Origin of the sequence: Citrobacter sp. Cf136, assembly GCF_030333815.1 — a bacterium.
Taxonomy (GTDB): Bacteria; Pseudomonadota; Gammaproteobacteria; order Enterobacterales; family Enterobacteriaceae; genus Citrobacter; species Citrobacter freundii.
In genome coordinates, this window is record NZ_JAOWFE010000032.1 from 1,007,282 (window position 1) to 1,022,777 (window position 15,496).

General features: G+C 53.4%; 13 protein-coding genes and 2 pseudogenes. 5 read left to right on the plus strand and 10 right to left on the minus strand.

Features of this window, described 5'->3' with window-relative positions; genetic code table 11:
- Positions 1-10 precede the first annotated feature (10 nt).
- Positions 11-931 carry a LysR family transcriptional regulator gene (locus OGV98_RS09225; protein WP_003843706.1) on the minus strand — a complete coding sequence of 307 codons (921 nt, stop codon included), beginning with the start codon at positions 929-931 and terminating at the stop codon, positions 11-13.
- A 112-nt stretch (positions 932-1,043) separates the two neighbouring features.
- On the opposite strand from OGV98_RS09225, the gene OGV98_RS09230 reads away from it, so the two are divergent.
- Positions 1,044-1,661: a glutathione S-transferase family protein gene (locus tag OGV98_RS09230; RefSeq protein ID WP_003843705.1), complete on the plus strand. Its 618-nt coding sequence runs from the start codon at positions 1,044-1,046 to the stop codon at positions 1,659-1,661.
- A gap of 69 nt (positions 1,662-1,730) precedes the next feature.
- Here the strand turns inward: OGV98_RS09230 and OGV98_RS09235 are convergent.
- Positions 1,731-1,853, minus strand: a pseudogene (locus tag OGV98_RS09235) (glucarate transporter); the annotation flags it as partial.
- On the opposite strand from OGV98_RS09235, the pseudogene OGV98_RS09240 reads away from it, so the two are divergent.
- Together OGV98_RS09240 and pptA are read left to right on the plus strand one after the other, a co-directional pair.
- Positions 1,852-1,935: pseudogene (locus OGV98_RS09240) on the plus strand (hypothetical protein); the annotation flags it as partial. The pseudogenes OGV98_RS09235 and OGV98_RS09240 overlap by 2 nt on opposite strands.
- A gap of 198 nt (positions 1,936-2,133) precedes the next feature.
- Positions 2,134-2,361 carry a tautomerase PptA gene (gene pptA, locus OGV98_RS09245; protein ID WP_003843703.1) on the plus strand — a complete coding sequence of 76 codons (228 nt, stop codon included), beginning with the start codon at positions 2,134-2,136 and terminating at the stop codon, positions 2,359-2,361.
- A gap of 28 nt (positions 2,362-2,389) precedes the next feature.
- Here the strand turns inward: pptA and OGV98_RS09250 are convergent, their stop codons facing one another.
- Positions 2,390-2,962, minus strand: coding sequence for a flavin reductase family protein (locus tag OGV98_RS09250; RefSeq protein ID WP_003020117.1), 573 nt, complete (start codon positions 2,960-2,962; stop codon positions 2,390-2,392).
- 157 nt (positions 2,963-3,119) lie between these two features.
- Between OGV98_RS09250 and nhoA the strand changes: the two genes are divergently transcribed.
- The gene (nhoA, locus tag OGV98_RS09255) at positions 3,120-3,965 is read left to right on the plus strand and encodes an N-hydroxyarylamine O-acetyltransferase (protein ID WP_003843702.1); all 846 of its coding nucleotides are present in this window, start codon (positions 3,120-3,122) and stop codon (positions 3,963-3,965) included.
- Positions 3,966-4,023: 58 nt separating this feature from the next.
- On the opposite strand, the gene OGV98_RS09260 is transcribed toward nhoA, so the two are convergent.
- From OGV98_RS09260 to OGV98_RS09290, 7 genes are all read right to left on the minus strand, one after another.
- Positions 4,024-4,917 carry a PhzF family isomerase gene (locus OGV98_RS09260; protein WP_138828547.1) on the minus strand — a complete coding sequence of 298 codons (894 nt, stop codon included), beginning with the start codon at positions 4,915-4,917 and terminating at the stop codon, positions 4,024-4,026.
- A gap of 98 nt (positions 4,918-5,015) precedes the next feature.
- Positions 5,016-5,696: a respiratory nitrate reductase subunit gamma gene (gene narI, locus OGV98_RS09265; RefSeq protein ID WP_003020109.1), complete on the minus strand. Its 681-nt coding sequence runs from the start codon at positions 5,694-5,696 to the stop codon at positions 5,016-5,018.
- Positions 5,693-6,388: a nitrate reductase molybdenum cofactor assembly chaperone gene (narW, locus tag OGV98_RS09270; protein ID WP_003843701.1), complete on the minus strand. Its 696-nt coding sequence runs from the start codon at positions 6,386-6,388 to the stop codon at positions 5,693-5,695. The genes narI and narW overlap by 4 nt, the downstream gene beginning before the upstream one ends.
- Positions 6,388-7,932: a nitrate reductase subunit beta gene (narH, locus tag OGV98_RS09275; RefSeq protein WP_003020103.1), complete on the minus strand. Its 1,545-nt coding sequence runs from the start codon at positions 7,930-7,932 to the stop codon at positions 6,388-6,390. Before narH ends, narW begins: the two co-directional genes overlap by 1 nt.
- Positions 7,929-11,669 carry a nitrate reductase subunit alpha gene (locus OGV98_RS09280; RefSeq protein ID WP_138828546.1) on the minus strand — a complete coding sequence of 1,247 codons (3,741 nt, stop codon included), beginning with the start codon at positions 11,667-11,669 and terminating at the stop codon, positions 7,929-7,931. The genes narH and OGV98_RS09280 overlap by 4 nt, the downstream gene beginning before the upstream one ends.
- A gap of 49 nt (positions 11,670-11,718) precedes the next feature.
- Complete coding sequence (locus tag OGV98_RS09285) at positions 11,719-13,104, minus strand: NarK family nitrate/nitrite MFS transporter (protein ID WP_138828545.1); 1,386 nt, start codon at positions 13,102-13,104, stop codon at positions 11,719-11,721.
- 211 nt (positions 13,105-13,315) lie between these two features.
- Positions 13,316-13,894, minus strand: a complete 579-nt coding sequence (locus tag OGV98_RS09290; protein WP_003020094.1) for a TetR family transcriptional regulator — start codon at positions 13,892-13,894, stop codon at positions 13,316-13,318.
- 116 nt (positions 13,895-14,010) lie between these two features.
- Here OGV98_RS09290 and OGV98_RS09295 point away from each other — a divergent pair, with 116 nt between their 5' ends.
- Entirely contained in the window at positions 14,011-15,495 is a 1,485-nt protein-coding gene (locus OGV98_RS09295) for an MFS transporter (protein ID WP_202581307.1), read from the plus strand.
- Position 15,496 lies beyond the last annotated feature (1 nt).

Below are 15,496 nucleotides of genomic sequence, written 5' to 3' on the forward strand. Positions count from 1 at the left end.
ATTACTCAGATTATAATAATCCCTGTAGGCGCGATTTTTTCTCGGTAAAAAGCGCACACAGCCAGTCAATAAACACCCGGACACGGGGGGCAAGATGACGCCTGTCCGGGTAGAGCACGGAAACGGGTTTTGATTCCCCGGCATAATCGGCCAGCACCTCTACGAGCTGGCCCGACTGGATCCAGGGGGCCAGTACCGCGTGCACACCGTGGATGATACCGAGTCCGGATAAACAGCCTGTCAAAAGGATGTCGGAGTTATCAACGCTGATGTGACCTGTAGGGATAAACGACACGGTTTCACCCTCACGGACGAAAGACCATTCCAGTGCTTCACGATGACGTTCACTGAAAAAGTTAATTGCCTGATGTCGGGATAAATCCTCTGGCGTCTGCGGTACGCCGTGTTTTTGCAAATAATTCGGGGACGCGCATGTCACCATTTTTACCTCACCAAGCCGCCGTGAAATCAGAGAAGAGTCTTGTAACTCGCCAATGCGAATCATGCAGTCGATACCTTCGGCAAGCAGATCGATTCTGCGGTCGGTGGAGGTGAGGACAATCTCAATATCCGGGTAGCGCGACTGGAAATCGTTCAGGGCCGGGACTAATATCGAGTGAGCCAGCGACAGGGGGGCATTCACTCTAAGTTTTCCGCGCGGAGGGCGAGTGGATGAGAAAGAAGCCATGATGTCATCAACGTCACTGAGCAGGATTTTTGTGCGTTGGTAAAAACCGTCACCTTCTTCTGTCAGACTCACTTTACGGGTCGTGCGGTTAAGCAACTTTGCTCCCAGATCGTCTTCAAGATGTTGGATAGCTTTGGTCACTGCAGGGCGGTGCAGGTGTAACACGTCTGCTGCTCTGGCAAATCCACCTTGCTCAACAACCTGTACAAAAATGTTCATATATTCAAACATACTGGAACGCATTGCTTATTCTCCCCCGGTATTCGACCATTGTTATTATGAAAGTAATAATCACGTCTGCATAGGTTGCCGAATGCTGCTCTACACTTAGGGTTTTAACTTTGGGGATTGCAGCATGATTAAAGTCTATGGGGTACCGGGCTGGGGATCGGCCATCAGTGAAGTGATGCTCACACTGGCGGAGATCCCTTATCATTTTATTAATGTCGACGGTTTTGACAGTGACGGCCCTCAGCGGGAGCTACTTAAAAAATTGAATCCGCTGTGCCAGGTGCCCACACTGGTACTGGAAAATGGCAGTGTGATGACGGAAACGGCGGCGATCGCGCTGATGATCCTCGATCGTCGCCCTGAACTTTCACCACCCGTTGGACACGCCGAACGCCAGCAGTTTCAGCGTCTGTTGATATGGCTGGTAGCAAATGTCTATCCCACGTTTACCTATGCCGACTATCCAGAACGCTGGGTACCGGACGCCCCGGCGCAGTTGAAAAAGAACTGCATTGAGTACCGTAAATCCCTCTATATGTGGCTGAACGATCAGCTAAACGCCGAGCCGTATGCATTCGGGGATCAGCTAACACTACTGGACGTATATATTGCCGTTATGCGCACCTGGGGACCAGGGCATGACTGGTTTCAGGACAACACGCCGAATATTAGCGCTATCGCTGATGCAGTTTGTCAGCATCCGAGGCTACGTACTGTACTGAAAAACAATAAGATTATTTGAATAAAAAAACGCTGTTCCGCAGGTGTGCAAATCCCGGAACAGCGGGCAAACTATCGCCATAAGGTTAAATTACGCGACAGAAGGGGTCAGCGTAATACGATCCAATGGACTCACGATAAACAGATAAGAAATCAGGCCAATCAGCCCCATCGAACCGACGTACAGAATGGCGTAATCAAAAGACTGGGGATTGTCACCCATGAGGGTGAGCAGGGCGCTAAATAGCCCGCAGCTGGTGCGCCCGAAGACCGCGGAAAAAGTGATGCAGGCGGTGGCAGACTATTTGCTGAAAAAAGGTTATCGTCGTCATGGTTTGCTATGGACCGCCGATCGCCGGGCTATTGGACAACGCGTCGCCTCGATCGTATCGAACAAATTCCACGTGAAGGCGATATTATTGATGTCGGATTTCACCTGGTTGAACGAGAGTCCGCATAAGTTACCTGCATCCCAAAACAATAAGGAACCTGTCATGCCGCACGTTGATATCAAATGTTTTCCTCGCGATTTGAACGAAGAAGAGAAGGCCGCGTTGGCGGCGGATATTACCGAAGTCATTATTCGTCATTTACAAAGCAAAGAGAGTTCAGTGAGCGTGGCGCTGAATGAAATTGAGCCAGGGGAGTGGCAGAGCGTGTGGGATGCGGAAATTGCGCCACAGATGACGAGGCTGATTAAAAAACCCGGCTACAGCATGTGAAAGAAAACGGGCGATTATTGCGCCCGTATTATTCAGCCGCTGTTATGCGTTTCCCGCTGGTGACAAACGTTCCGGCACCAAGATGATGCAGGGTATTGAGTTTATCATCATCAAACTGCCAGCGTCCTTCCACGAAAGCTCGCTCATCAGCGGCAGCCGAGACCACTTCCCCAAACAGGGTGTCATATTTTTCCTGTGCTGCCGTTGCAGGCAGCAGACGACACTCCATCCAGGCCAGACATTTCGCTTCTATTAACGGTAATCCCAGCACCGGACCTTTTACCACCGGAATACCGTAGCAGTTAAATTTATCTTCCACGCGACCGGAAACGCTGCCCACCGCGTAAGTCCAGTTGGTAGCAGCCACGCCCGGAATAACAATACCGAACTTGCCGCTACGCTCAATCAGTTCACGCGACCAGGCGGTCTTATCAACAACAATTGCAATCCGCGGCGGTTCAAATTCCACCGGCATTGACCATGCCGCCGCCATCACATTGCGCCGCTCGGTATGCTCATCCCGGCTGGTGATCAGTATCGTAGGGCCGTGGTTAAGCAGCCGACTGGCATGTTTTAATTCGATTGAACGGAAATGGCTCATGGATGCTCCTGGGCTGAGAGATAACACACCACAATAGATATAGATATTAACGGTATTAGCGATTTTGTCGCCTCGTCTGGAGGAACAACGCACAAAATCGACGGCGTAAAATTAAAAATGCGTTATAAGTACTGCATTAATCGAACAGGAACTCCCTATGACGCCTTTTTTAACCGCTTATTTTGCCCGTATTGGCTGGTCAGATTCGGCCAGCGTCGACATTGAAACTTTAAAAGCGCTGCATTTACTGCACAACGGCGCGATTCCGTTTGAAAACCTGGATGTATTACTGCCAAGAGAGATGCAGCTTGACGATTTGTCGCTGGAAGAGAAGCTGGTGACGGCGCGTCGTGGCGGTTATTGCTTTGAACAGAATGGAGTGTTTGAGCGCGCGCTACGCGAAATCGGTTTTAACGTACGCAGCCTTCTCGGTCGTGTGGTACTGGCAAATCCGTCAAGTCTGCCGCCGCGCACGCATCGTCTGTTGCTGGTTGAATTACAGGGAGAGCAGTGGATCGCCGACGTTGGCTTCGGCGGACAAACGCTGACGGCGCCGATTCGTCTGCAGGCCGATATTGAGCAGCAAACGCCACACGGCGAATATCGTCTGGTTCAGGAGGGGGACGATTGGATCCTGCAGTTCCGCCATCACGATCACTGGCAATCAATGTACCGTTTTGACCTGGTCGTGCAGCACCAGAGCGATTACCTGATGGGCAATTTCTGGTCCGCGCACTGGCCACAATCGCATTTTCGTCATCATTTGCTGATGTGTCGTCATCTTCCGGACGGCGGTAAGCTGACGTTGACCAATTTTCATTTCACCCGTTATCAGGATGGTCGTGCGGTAGAGCAGATTAATCTGCCCGATGTCGCCAGCCTGTATGCCTTGCTGCAGGAACAGTTTGGACTGGGCGTGGATGACGTGAAGCATGGGTTTACCGAAGATGAGCTGGCGACGGTCATGGCGGCGTTTGATACGCATCCGGAGGCAGGGAAATAGGGGTATCGGAAGTCATGCCGGATGCGGCGTTATCGCCTTATCCGGCCTACGGGAACAATTAAAAATCTATCGCCCATTCGGCGTGAAACAGGATCACTGCCGAACCGGTAATGGTCACTTTTTCCGGCAGGTTTTCACGGATAGCCACCGTCACATCAACAATACCGTCACGCCCGAGCGCGCGGCCCTGATGTCCCTGAACACGTAGCGTTTTCCCGTCATGCGGCATCAACCCATGTTGAACCAGCCACGCGCCCATTGGACCGTTGGCATTGCCGGTAACCGGATCTTCCACAATACCAATAGTAGGCGAGAACATGCGGCCATCGGTGGCGTTTTCGCCCTTGCGAATTTGAAAAGGGAAGAAACCGTTACAGCCAATTTGCTGGCTGATAGCGGTCAGGGCAGGCAAATCCGGGGAAAGGGCGTCGAGGTCCACCTCAGGCTTCAGCGCAATCATTACTTTAGAGTGTCCGGTGGTGGCTACCTGAATGGGTAATCCGGGCAGCATATCGTCTTCGCTCAGGTGCAGTGCATCGATTATCGCGGCACGTACAGCACCTTCCAGCGGAGCTTCGAATCCAGGTACGCCTTGTTCAAGGCTAATGCGATAGTCATTGTCACTCGCTTCAATATCGACCCGATGACGACCGGCGAGCGAGGTTTGCCAGACGGTGCTGTTGCCCAGACCCAGCACCTTGGCGCGCACATAATGTGCGGCGACGGTAGCGTGTCCACAGATAGGAACTTCGACCGTCGGCGTGAAATAACGAATGCGAACATCGCTGTCGTCACTGGTCAGCAGGAATGCGGTTTCCGAATGACGCAGCTCGCGAGCAATAAGTTGCATCTGTGCTTCGCTCAATCCGTCAGCATGCAACACCACTCCCGCTGAATTGCCGCGAAAGGGTACTGAAGTAAAGGCATCGACGTGATAAACCTGTGGTTTCATTAGCGTTCTCCCTGGGATGGAGAAGCATCATAACGTACAAAAAGCGGGATAGCGATCCAGGCCCGGTAAGCGCTAGCGCTACCGGGCAGCAGAGGAAATTAGCGACGCGAACGCACTATCTGATAACGGCGGGTAAAGTACTCAAACGGCGCACTCCACACGTGGACCAGTCGGGTGAACGGGAACAGCAGAAAAATGGTCATCCCCAGAACCAGATGCACACGGAAAATCCACGCCACGCCATCCAGATGCGCAGACGCACCGCCCTGGAAGGTCACCACCGACTGCGCCCAACCGACCAGTTTTAGCATTTCACTGCCGTCAGGGTGCTGTGCAGAGAACGGGATAGTGGTTAAACCGAGAATACATTGAATCAGCAGAACGCAGAGGATCAGAATATCGGCGGTCGAGGAGGTTGCGCGAATGCGCGGGTTAGTCAACCGGCGCACCAGCAGGCCAGCGCCACCCACCAGTGTGAGCACGCCACAAAGTCCGCCGGCAATCATCGCCATCTGCTGCTTTACCGCAATCGGCAGGAACCAGGCATACATCCAGTGCGGCGTTAACATGCCAAACAGGTGCCCGAAAAAGATCCCCAGAATACCGATGTGGAACAGGTTTGACCACAACACCATGCCGCGTTTGTCCAGCATCTGGCTGGAAGACGCGCGCCAGGTGTATTGCCCGTAGTCGTAGCGGAGCCAACTGCCGAGGATAAACACCGTACCGCACAGGTACGGATAGATATCGTAAAAAAAGACGTTCAGGTACTGTATCATTTCGGGCCTCCCGCGCTGACGTCGACATACTGAGGTGCCACGTCCTGGCTAAAGCGTCGTTGATAGTTTTGTAACGGTGAACTGTCACAGGCGGTGGCATTATCTTCGATAAACTTCACCTGTTCCTCTTCCCAGACTGCATCCAGCGCCTGTCGGGTATCGTCGCGCGTTTCCGTGCCAACCTGCTTAGTGACACTGTCACTCGAAAGAGGGCTTCCGGCAAGCTGCAACAGGGCATCAAACAGTTGATACCACGGCGTATCGCGCTGTTTTAAGCGCCCGCCAAGCAACGCCAGAATCGGTGCGACGTTCTGCAGTCCTTCTTTGGCTTCCGCTTCCGGTAACACGCTTAAGTACTCAAGATATAAAGGCAGGTGATCCGGCAGTTCGCGACAGTTTAGCTGCAGCCCGACCTTTTCATACTGCGCCAACAAATCAACCATCGCCTGGCCCCGGTCACGGGACTCGGCGTGCACATGCTCAAACAGCAGCAGAGAGGTGGCCCGACCCCGGTCAAAGATTTCGCACCATTCGGCTTGTTTATCCAGTAACGGCGCATTGAGCAGCTCCTGGCTAAAATCACTAAGCATGGGGGCATCGCTGGCCACAAGCGCCAGCGCGTCGTCTTTACACTCCCATAGCAGCTCGTCGGGGTACTCCATCAGCAGGCCGATAACCTTCAGGATTTGCATTATTCACCCTCCGCTTTATCGCGCACTTCGGTGATGTCGATGGCATCAATACGGCTGCTGTTGAACAGGTTGAATTTGGTGTCGGAACCATGACAACCGTCGCCGAAGGTAAATCCGCAGCCGTTTTTCTCCGGGAAGGCATCACGCGCCATTTCGCGGTGACTGGTCGGGATCACAAAGCGGTCTTCATAGTTGGCGATGGCCAGATAACGATACATCTCCTCGACCTGCTCAACGCTCAGACCCACTTCCTCAATCGCGCGGGTGTCCGTGACGCCTTCTACGGTTTGCGCACGCATATAGTGGCGCATGGCCATCATCCGTTTGAGCGCCCTCAGCACCGGACCGGTATCACCCGCACTGAGCATATTGGCGAGGTACTGAACCGGAATTCGCAGCGACTCAACCGCAGGCAAAATGTTGCCATTGTGCGGCAGTCCGCCCGCGTCGGCGACCGACTGAATCGGTGACAATGGCGGCACATACCAGACCATCGGCAGGGTGCGATACTCCGGGTGCAGCGGTAGCGCCAGCTTCCAGTCCATCGCCATTTTGTAAACCGGCGAGCGCTGAGCTGCTTCGATGACGTTGTGTGGAATACCTTGTTTTAGCGCCTCTTCAATCACCGCCGGATCGTTCGGGTTGAGGAACACATCGCACTGACGCTCGTAGAGATCGGTTTCATGCTCGGTGCTCGCTGCTTCCTCGATACGGTCGGCGTCGTACAGCAATACCCCGAGATAACGGATACGCCCAACGCAGGTTTCTGAACACACCGTCGGCTGGCCGGACTCAATACGCGGGTAGCAGAAAATGCACTTCTCTGACTTACCGCTCTTCCAGTTAAAGTAGATTTTTTTGTACGGACAGCCGCTGATGCACAAGCGCCAACCGCGACATTTGTCCTGGTCGATCAGCACAATGCCGTCTTCTTCACGCTTATAGATAGCACCGCTCGGGCAGGTGGCGACACAGCTTGGGTTCAGACAGTGCTCGCACAGGCGCGGTAAATACATCATGAAGGTGTTTTCGAACTGACCGTACATCTCCTTTTGCATCTTCTCGAAGTTACGGTCGCGGGCACGTTTTGAAAATTCGCCGCCAAGCAGTTCTTCCCAGTTTGGACCCCAGATAATCTTGTCCATCCGTTTACCATCTATCAGCGAACGCGGACGCGCGGTGGGCTGATTCTTGCTCTCCGGCGCGCTATGCAGATGCTGATAATCGTAGGTAAACGGTTCATAGTAATCATCGATTTGCGGGATCACCGGGTTGGCGAAAATTTTGGTGATCACGCCCATCTTACCGCCCAGACGCGGTCTTATCTTGCCGTTGACATCGCGAACCCAGCCGCCTTGCCACTCTTCCTGATCTTCCCAGTTTTTCGGATAACCAATCCCCGGTTTAGTCTCGACGTTGTTAAACCACGCATATTCCATCCCTTCACGCCCGGTCCAGACGTTTTTACAGGTGACGGAGCAGGTGTGGCAGCCGATGCACTTATCCAGATTAAGAACCATGCCTACCTGTGAGCGTATTTTCATTTTTTCGCCTCCTGTACCTGATCGCGACCTTCATCATCCAGCCAGTTAATGTTTTTCATTTTTCTAATCATGATGAACTCATCGCGGTTAGAGCCGACCGTCCCGTAATAGTTGAAGCTGTATGCCAGTTGCGCATAGCCGCCAATCATGTGCGTGGGTTTCGGGCAGACGCGGGTGACCGAGTTATGGATCCCGCCACGCATCCCGGTGACTTCCGAGCCAGGGATATTCATGATTCGCTCCTGAGCGTGATACATCATGGTCATTCCCGGTGGCACGCGTTGACTCACCACTGCACGCGCGGTGAGCGCACCGTTGGCGTTGAAGGCTTCAATCCAGTCGTTATCCTCAATGCCCAGTTCTTTGGCATCGGTCTCGCTGATCCAGACAATTGGGCCGCCGCGCGAAAGCGTCAGCATCAGCAGGTTTTCACTGTAGGTAGAGTGGATCCCCCATTTCTGGTGCGGCGTCAGGAAGTTGAGGGCTTTTTCCGGGAAGCCGTTAGGCGGAACTTCGCGCATTTCACTGACGCTGCGAGTATCGATAGGCGGACGATACGCCACCAGGCTTTCACCGAACGCTCGCATCCACGCGTGATCCTGGTACAGCTGCTGGCGACCGGACAGGGTACGCCATGGGATCAACTCGTGGACGTTGGTATAGCCTGCGTTATAGGAGACATGTTCGCTTTCAAGGCCGGACCAGGTAGGGCTGGAGATGATTTTGCGCGGCTGCGCCTGGATATCGCGAAAACGAATCTTTTCGTCTTCTTTGTTCAACGCCAGATGCGTATGGTCGCGTCCGGTCATCGCCCCCAGCGCTTCCCAGGCTTTCACCGCCACCTGACCGTTGGTTTCCGGCGCCAGGGCGAGGATCACCTCAGAGGCATCCAGCGCGGTGTCAATCAGCGGTCGGCCTTTTGCCGGGCCTTCGCGTTTGGTGTAGTTCAGCTTGCCGAGGAAATCGACTTCCGCCTGGGTATTCCACGCAATGCCTTTCCCACCGTTACCTAGCTTGTCCATGAGCGGACCGAGTGAAGTAAAGCGTTCGTAGGTAGCGGGGTAGTCACGTTCCACAACGGCGATATTTGGTGCCGTTCTCCCCGGAAGGAGATCGCATTCGCCTTTGCGCCAGTCCAGAATGTCAAACGGCTGCGCCAGCTCTGCCGGAGAGTCGTGTTGCAGTGGTTGCAACACCACATCCGTTTCTTGTCCAAGGTGTCCGACACATACCTCGGAGAACACTTTGGCGATGCCTTTATAAATTTCCCAGTCACTCTTCGATTCCCATGCCGGGTCGACCGCCGCGGACAACGGGTGAATAAACGGATGCATATCCGAAGTGTTCATATCGTCTTTTTCATACCAGGTAGCGGTTGGCAAAACGATATCGGAGAACAAACAGGTGCTGGACATACGGAAATCGAGCGTGACCAGCAGATCGAGCTTGCCCTCTATCGCCGCGGACTGCCATTCAACCTCTTCAGGTTTAATACCCTCACTTGAACCGAGCGCTTCCCCCTGGATCCCGCTTTCGGTACCCAGTAAATACTTGAGCATGTATTCATGCCCTTTACCTGAGGAACCGAGCAGGTTAGAGCGCCAGACGAAGAGGTTGCGTGGGTGGTTTTTGCCGCTATCTGGCTGCTCGCAGGCAAAACGAATATCACCCGACTTCAGCGCTTGGGCAGTGTATTGCGCAGGAGATAACCCAGCTTGTTCTGCCTTCGCTTTGACGGTCAATGGGTTAAGGTTAAGCTGCGGCGCAGAGGGCAGCCAGCCCATTCGTTCAGCACGTACGTTAAAGTCAATCAAATGTCCGCTAAACTTCGACGCATCGGCCAGCGGAGAGAGGAGTTCTTGCGCGGTGAGTTTTTCATAACGCCACTGACTGGAGTGGTTGTAGAAAAACGAGGTGCTGTTCATCTGACGCGGTGGGCGGTTCCAGTCCAGGGCAAAGGCCAGCGGCAACCAACCGGTTTGCGGACGCAGTTTCTCCTGACCCACATAGTGCGCCCAGCCGCCGCCGCTTTGTCCCACGCAACCACAGAACACCAGGATGTTAATCATCCCGCGGTAGTTCATGTCCATGTGATACCAGTGGTTAACGCCAGCCCCGAGGATGATCATCGAACGGCCATGCGTTTTGTGCGCGGTATCGGCAAACTCACGGGCGATTTGTTCGATATGACGGCGTGGCACGCCGGTAATTTGCTCACCCCAGGCCGGGGTGTAGGCTTTTACTTCGCTGTAATCTTGTGCGCTATGAACATCATCCAGACCACGGTCGAGGCCGTAATTCGCCAGCACCAGATCATAGACGCTCACCACCGGGCAACGGCTACCGTCAGCGAGGGTAAGATATTTTACTGGTAGTTGACGGACCAGCACTGGTTCTTGTTTTACACTGCGAAAATGTGGGTTTTCGTTGCCGCCAAAATAGGGGAATGCCACGCCGGTCACGTCATCATGCTGACCAAGCAGCGAGAGGGAAAGTTCAGTTTCAGCGCCAGCCGCCAGGGGTTCCAGGTTCCATTTGCCTTTCTCGCCCCAGCGAAAACCGATGGATCCATTCGGGACAACCAGTTCACCTTCGCGGTTGAAAGCCACCGTTTTCCACTCTGGATTGTTGCTTTCGCCGAGACCATCAACAAGGTCTGAGGCGCGCATCATGCGTCCAGGCACGTAGCTACCATCTTCGCGGGCATCCAGCAGCACCAGCATCGGCATATCGGTATAGCGACGACAGTAATTGAGGAAATAATCGCTGGGATTGTCGAGATGGAACTCTTTCAGGATGACGTGGCCCATCGCCATTGCCAGCGCGCTGTCTGTCCCTTGTTTCGGTGCCAGCCACTGGTCGCACAGTTTGGCGACTTCCGAGTAGTCTGGCGTAATGGCAATCGTCTTGGTGCCTTTGTAGCGTACTTCAGTAAAAAAGTGTGCGTCCGGGGTACGGGTCTGCGGCACGTTAGAGCCCCAGGCGATGATATAGCTGGAGTTATACCAGTCGGCGGATTCAGGAACGTCAGTCTGCTCGCCCCAGGTCATCGGTGACGCTGGCGGTAAGTCGCAGTACCAGTCATAGAAGCTCAGACAGGTTCCGCCCAGTAGCGAGAGATAACGCGTACCTGCGGCATAGGAGACCATCGACATTGCGGGGATGGGCGAGAATCCGGCCACACGATCCGGGCCGTAGGTTTTCACCGTCCAGACGTTGGCAGCAGCAATCAGTTGATTAAGTTCTTTCCAGTTGGAACGGATAAACCCACCGCGCCCACGTACCTGCTTGTAGCTCTGGCATTTTTGCGGGTCGTTCATAATGGATTCCCAGGCCAGCACCGGATCGGGCTGGCGGGACAGGGCGTCGCGCCACAATTCGATTAAGCGTTTACGCACCAGTGGATATTTCAGGCGGTTGGCGCTGTAGAGATACCAAGAGTAACTTGCGCCGCGTGGGCAGCCACGGGGCTCATGATTTGGCAGGTCAGGGCGGGTACGCGGGTAGTCGGTTTGCTGAGTTTCCCAGGTTACCAGCCCGTTTTTGACGTAGATTTTCCAGCTGCATGAGCCGGTACAGTTAACGCCGTGGGTAGATCGCACAATTTTATCGAACTGCCAGCGCTGACGATAGCTGTCTTCCCAGTCCCGGTTGGTGTGCATTACTTGCCCATGCCCCTCGGCAAACGTATCGCCCTTTTGTTTAAAGTAGCGAAAGCGGTCTAACAGTTTACTCATGACATAACTCCTGCTTCGAATAACGTTGCCTACACAGGCCAAAAGATGACTATTTTTTTTGTGATTTACGGCCGTAAACCAGCCAGGTCACCAGCACGCAGACGATGTAGAACACAAGGAATATTTTCATGGCACCTACCGGAGATCCGGTCAGCGCCAGCGATGAACCAAACGCTTTCGGGATAAAGAAGCCCCCGACAGCGCCAATTGCAGAGATAAATCCTAGGGCGGCGGCGGTATCGGTTACCGCCTCACGCTGGGCCTGTTCATCAGTACCACCGTGCAGCTTCACCCGGTAAATGGTGATTTTGCGAAAGATCACCGCAATCATCTGGAAGGTCGAACCGCTGCCCAGACCCGCGGTCAGGAACAAGCCCATAAACACCAGGTAAAACGCGATAAAGCTTCCTTCGCCCGAGCCGGGCAAAGTGAGAAACAGCAGGGCGCTGAACAGTGCCATAAAGATGAAGTTAATTAAGGTGACACGAACACCACCAAACTTGTCAGAGATAACACCGCCCGCCGATCGCGCAAGCGCACCGATGAAGGGCCCGAAGAACGCCAGTTGCAGAATATTCACGTCAGGGAACTGTGTTTTCGCCAGCATGGCAAAGCCTGCTGAAAAACCGATAAACGAACCGAAGGTGGCGAGATACAGCAGACTTAATAACCACAAATGAAAACGCTTGAGGACCGGTAGCTGGGAGGCAATTGAGGCCTTCGAACTGGCAATGTCGTTCATTCCTATGCCCGCTGCCACGGTCGCTATCAGCAGTAGCGGCACCCAAATCCATGCGGCATTGGCCAGTGACAGTAACGATCCGTCAGCTTGTGGTACGCCCTGCACGCCCAGGAAGGTAAAAATGGGGAGAAAGATCACCAGCGGCGCGATCAACTGCATCACGCTGACACCGAGGTTGCCGAGGCCACCGTTAATGCCTAGTGCGCTGCCTTGCTTCGCTTTGGGGAAGAAAAAACTGATATTGCCCATGCTGGAGGCAAAGTTAGCGCCAGCAAACCCACACATCAGCGCAATGATAATAAATACGCCAAACGGAGTAGCGGTATTTTGCACGGCAAAACCGAGCCAGACGCAGGGAATAACCAGAATGACGGTGCTAAAAATGGTCCAACGGCGCCCCCCAAATATAGGTACCATAAAGGAGTAGGGAACGCGCAATATTGCACCAGAAAGAGAAGGTAATGCCGTTAATAAAAACAGTTGATCGGTGGTAAAATTAAAACCAATTTTATTCAGATTGACAGCAACAGCGCTGAACAACATCCAGACGCAAAACGCAAGCAGCAAGCAACTCACTGATATCCAGAGGTTTCTTCGGGCAATGTGCTTACCTTTGTTTTCCCAAAAGGCAGGATTTTCGGGTTTCCAGTCAGTTAAAAGATAACGATTATTTTTCTCATTTGATGCTGACATATTATTCTCCATGCACATGCCGTTCATGAAAAAGAAATAAACGCATACAGCGCCGCGCGAGTTCTTTTAGAAACTATTGAAAAGTTTTGGGAATATTGACTGAAAGAATAGATAAAAAAGCGCAATAACGCGGCGTGATGAGGGAATTACACGTTGCTTAAGTGTTACCAATTGTAAATATAAAAGATGTATTATTAATTCATCTATAACATCAATTAACTAACTCTAACGTAATCATACGATCCAGGTGGCGTTCGAATGCAGGATCGGCCATTTCCTCAATGCCTAATACATAGATGCCATCCAGACCGCATACCAACGCAATTAAACGCCAGGCCACATCGGCAGCATCCGGGCGTGAAGAAAACTCACCGGCTTTCTGTCCCTGAGAGATGATAGCGGCGGTTTCTTCGTGCCACATCCGCATGGTCAGCAGGTAAGCGCTTTTGATTTCCGGATCTTTATCCGCCAGAACCTGCGCTTCACGCCATAGTTTTATATAGGGTTCGAACCCGCCATCTTCGCTGCCCAGCATGGCATGCAGCCGTTCACGGAAGCTGGCGTTTGCGCTGACCAGTTCGGCATCCAGAAGAGTACGGATCAGTTGCACAAAAGCGAGGGATTTTAACTCGCCGGCAGACGTAAAGTGATGATGCACCTGGCCGGTTGACACCTGAGCTTCCGTGGCAATACGCCGCACCGTCATGGCGGTAAATCCTTCCTCAAGCGCGACGCGCATTGCCGCCTGCAGAATCACTTCCCGACGTTCATCCCGATTTAGATAGCTCATCGTTCCTCCCATATCCGTTTAGCACGCAGTCTAACAAAAAGTTGGACATACGTTCAAATTTCCGTAGGATCGCCGAACCTGGACGTGTGTCCAGTTTCAGTTTTGAAGGGAGTTTTATGTTTCGTCAGTGGTTAACGTTAGTGATTATTGTGCTGGTCTACATCCCTGTTGCGATTGATGCAACGGTGCTGCACGTTGCCGCGCCCACGCTGAGTATGACGCTGGGTGCCAGTGGTAACGAGCTGCTGTGGATCATTGATATTTATTCCCTGGTAATGGCCGGTATGGTGTTGCCCATGGGGGCGCTGGGCGATCGCATTGGCTTTAAACGCTTGCTGCTGTTAGGTGGAGGCTTGTTTGGTCTGGCATCGCTGGCCGCCGCCTTTGCCCACAGCGCCAGTTGGTTGATTGCCACCCGGGCCGTGTTGGCGATTGGCGCGGCGATGATTGTGCCGGCAACGCTTGCGGGGATTCGCGCCACTTTCGCTGAGCAACGGCATCGTAATATGGCGCTCGGCGTCTGGGCCGCGGTTGGTTCCGGCGGTGCGGCGTTTGGCCCACTGGTTGGCGGGATGCTATTGGAGCACTTCTACTGGGGATCAGTATTCTTAATTAATGTACCGATTGTCCTGGTGGTAATGGCCTTAACCGCACGCTTAGTGCCGCGTCAGGCTGGACGTCGCGATCAATCGTTAAATTTTGGTCATGCGATAATGCTGATTGTTGCCATTCTGCTGCTGGTTTACAGCGCCAAAACCGCGCTTAAAGGGCATACGGCGATCGTTGCCATCGCCCTGACGCTGTTAACCGGCGCTTTGCTGTTGTCGCAGTTTGTCCGCATCCAGCTTGCGGCAGCCCGCCCGATGATTGATATGCGGTTGTTCACGCATCGCATAATCTTAAGTGGCGTAGTGATGGCGATGACCGCGATGATAACGCTGGTGGGTTTCGAGTTACTGATGGCTCAGGAACTACAGTTTGTCCACGGCTTAACACCGTATCAGGCAGGGGTGTTCATGCTGCCGGTGATGCTGGCAAGTGGTTTCAGCGGACCGATTGCCGGTATGTTGGTTTCACGTCTGGGATTACGTTGTGTGGCGACTGCGGGTATGGCGCTGAGCGCTGTTAGCTTTTACGGCCTTGCGATGACGGATTTCAGTAGCCAACAGGTACAAGCCTGGATTTTGATGGCTTTGCTCGGCTTCAGCGCCGCCAGTGCGCTTCTGGCTTCAACAGCGGCTATCATGGCAGCAGCACCTGCGGAAAAAGCCGCGGCCGCGGGTGCCATCGAGACAATGGCTTATGAACTGGGAGCCGGACTTGGGATCGCTATCTTTGGTTTGCTGTTGAGCCGTAGCTTTTCTGCATCGATTCTGCCGCCAGCCGGACTTAATCCGCAGGAAATGGAACGTGCCTCATCGTCAATGGGGGAGGCGGTACAACTGGCACACTCGCTCCCGTCGTCACTGAGTGAGGCATTGCTGACGGCTGCCAGAGAAGCGTTCACCTGGTCACATAGCGTGGCCTTAAGCAGCGCCGGCAGCATGCTTATCGTATTAGCGATAGGAATGTGGTTCAGTCTGGCAAAGGTACAACGTTAAT

Bases quoted from the DNA above. Each gene is read 5' to 3' on its own strand.
- OGV98_RS09225 (WP_003843706.1), bottom strand. From the start codon at position 931: ATGCGTTCCAGTATGTTTGAATATATGAACATTTTTGTACAGGTTGTT.
- OGV98_RS09230 (WP_003843705.1), top strand. From the start codon at position 1,044: ATGATTAAAGTCTATGGGGTACCGGGCTGGGGATCGGCCATCAGTGAA.
- pptA (WP_003843703.1), top strand. From the start codon at position 2,134: ATGCCGCACGTTGATATCAAATGTTTTCCTCGCGATTTGAACGAAGAA.
- OGV98_RS09250 (WP_003020117.1), bottom strand. From the start codon at position 2,962: ATGAGCCATTTCCGTTCAATCGAATTAAAACATGCCAGTCGGCTGCTT.
- nhoA (WP_003843702.1), top strand. From the start codon at position 3,120: ATGACGCCTTTTTTAACCGCTTATTTTGCCCGTATTGGCTGGTCAGAT.
- OGV98_RS09260 (WP_138828547.1), bottom strand. From the start codon at position 4,917: ATGAAACCACAGGTTTATCACGTCGATGCCTTTACTTCAGTACCCTTT.
- narI (WP_003020109.1), bottom strand. From the start codon at position 5,696: ATGATACAGTACCTGAACGTCTTTTTTTACGATATCTATCCGTACCTG.
- narW (WP_003843701.1), bottom strand. From the start codon at position 6,388: ATGCAAATCCTGAAGGTTATCGGCCTGCTGATGGAGTACCCCGACGAG.
- narH (WP_003020103.1), bottom strand. From the start codon at position 7,932: ATGAAAATACGCTCACAGGTAGGCATGGTTCTTAATCTGGATAAGTGC.
- OGV98_RS09280 (WP_138828546.1), bottom strand. From the start codon at position 11,669: ATGAGTAAACTGTTAGACCGCTTTCGCTACTTTAAACAAAAGGGCGAT.
- OGV98_RS09285 (WP_138828545.1), bottom strand. From the start codon at position 13,104: ATGTCAGCATCAAATGAGAAAAATAATCGTTATCTTTTAACTGACTGG.
- OGV98_RS09290 (WP_003020094.1), bottom strand. From the start codon at position 13,894: ATGAGCTATCTAAATCGGGATGAACGTCGGGAAGTGATTCTGCAGGCG.
- OGV98_RS09295 (WP_202581307.1), top strand. From the start codon at position 14,011: ATGTTTCGTCAGTGGTTAACGTTAGTGATTATTGTGCTGGTCTACATC.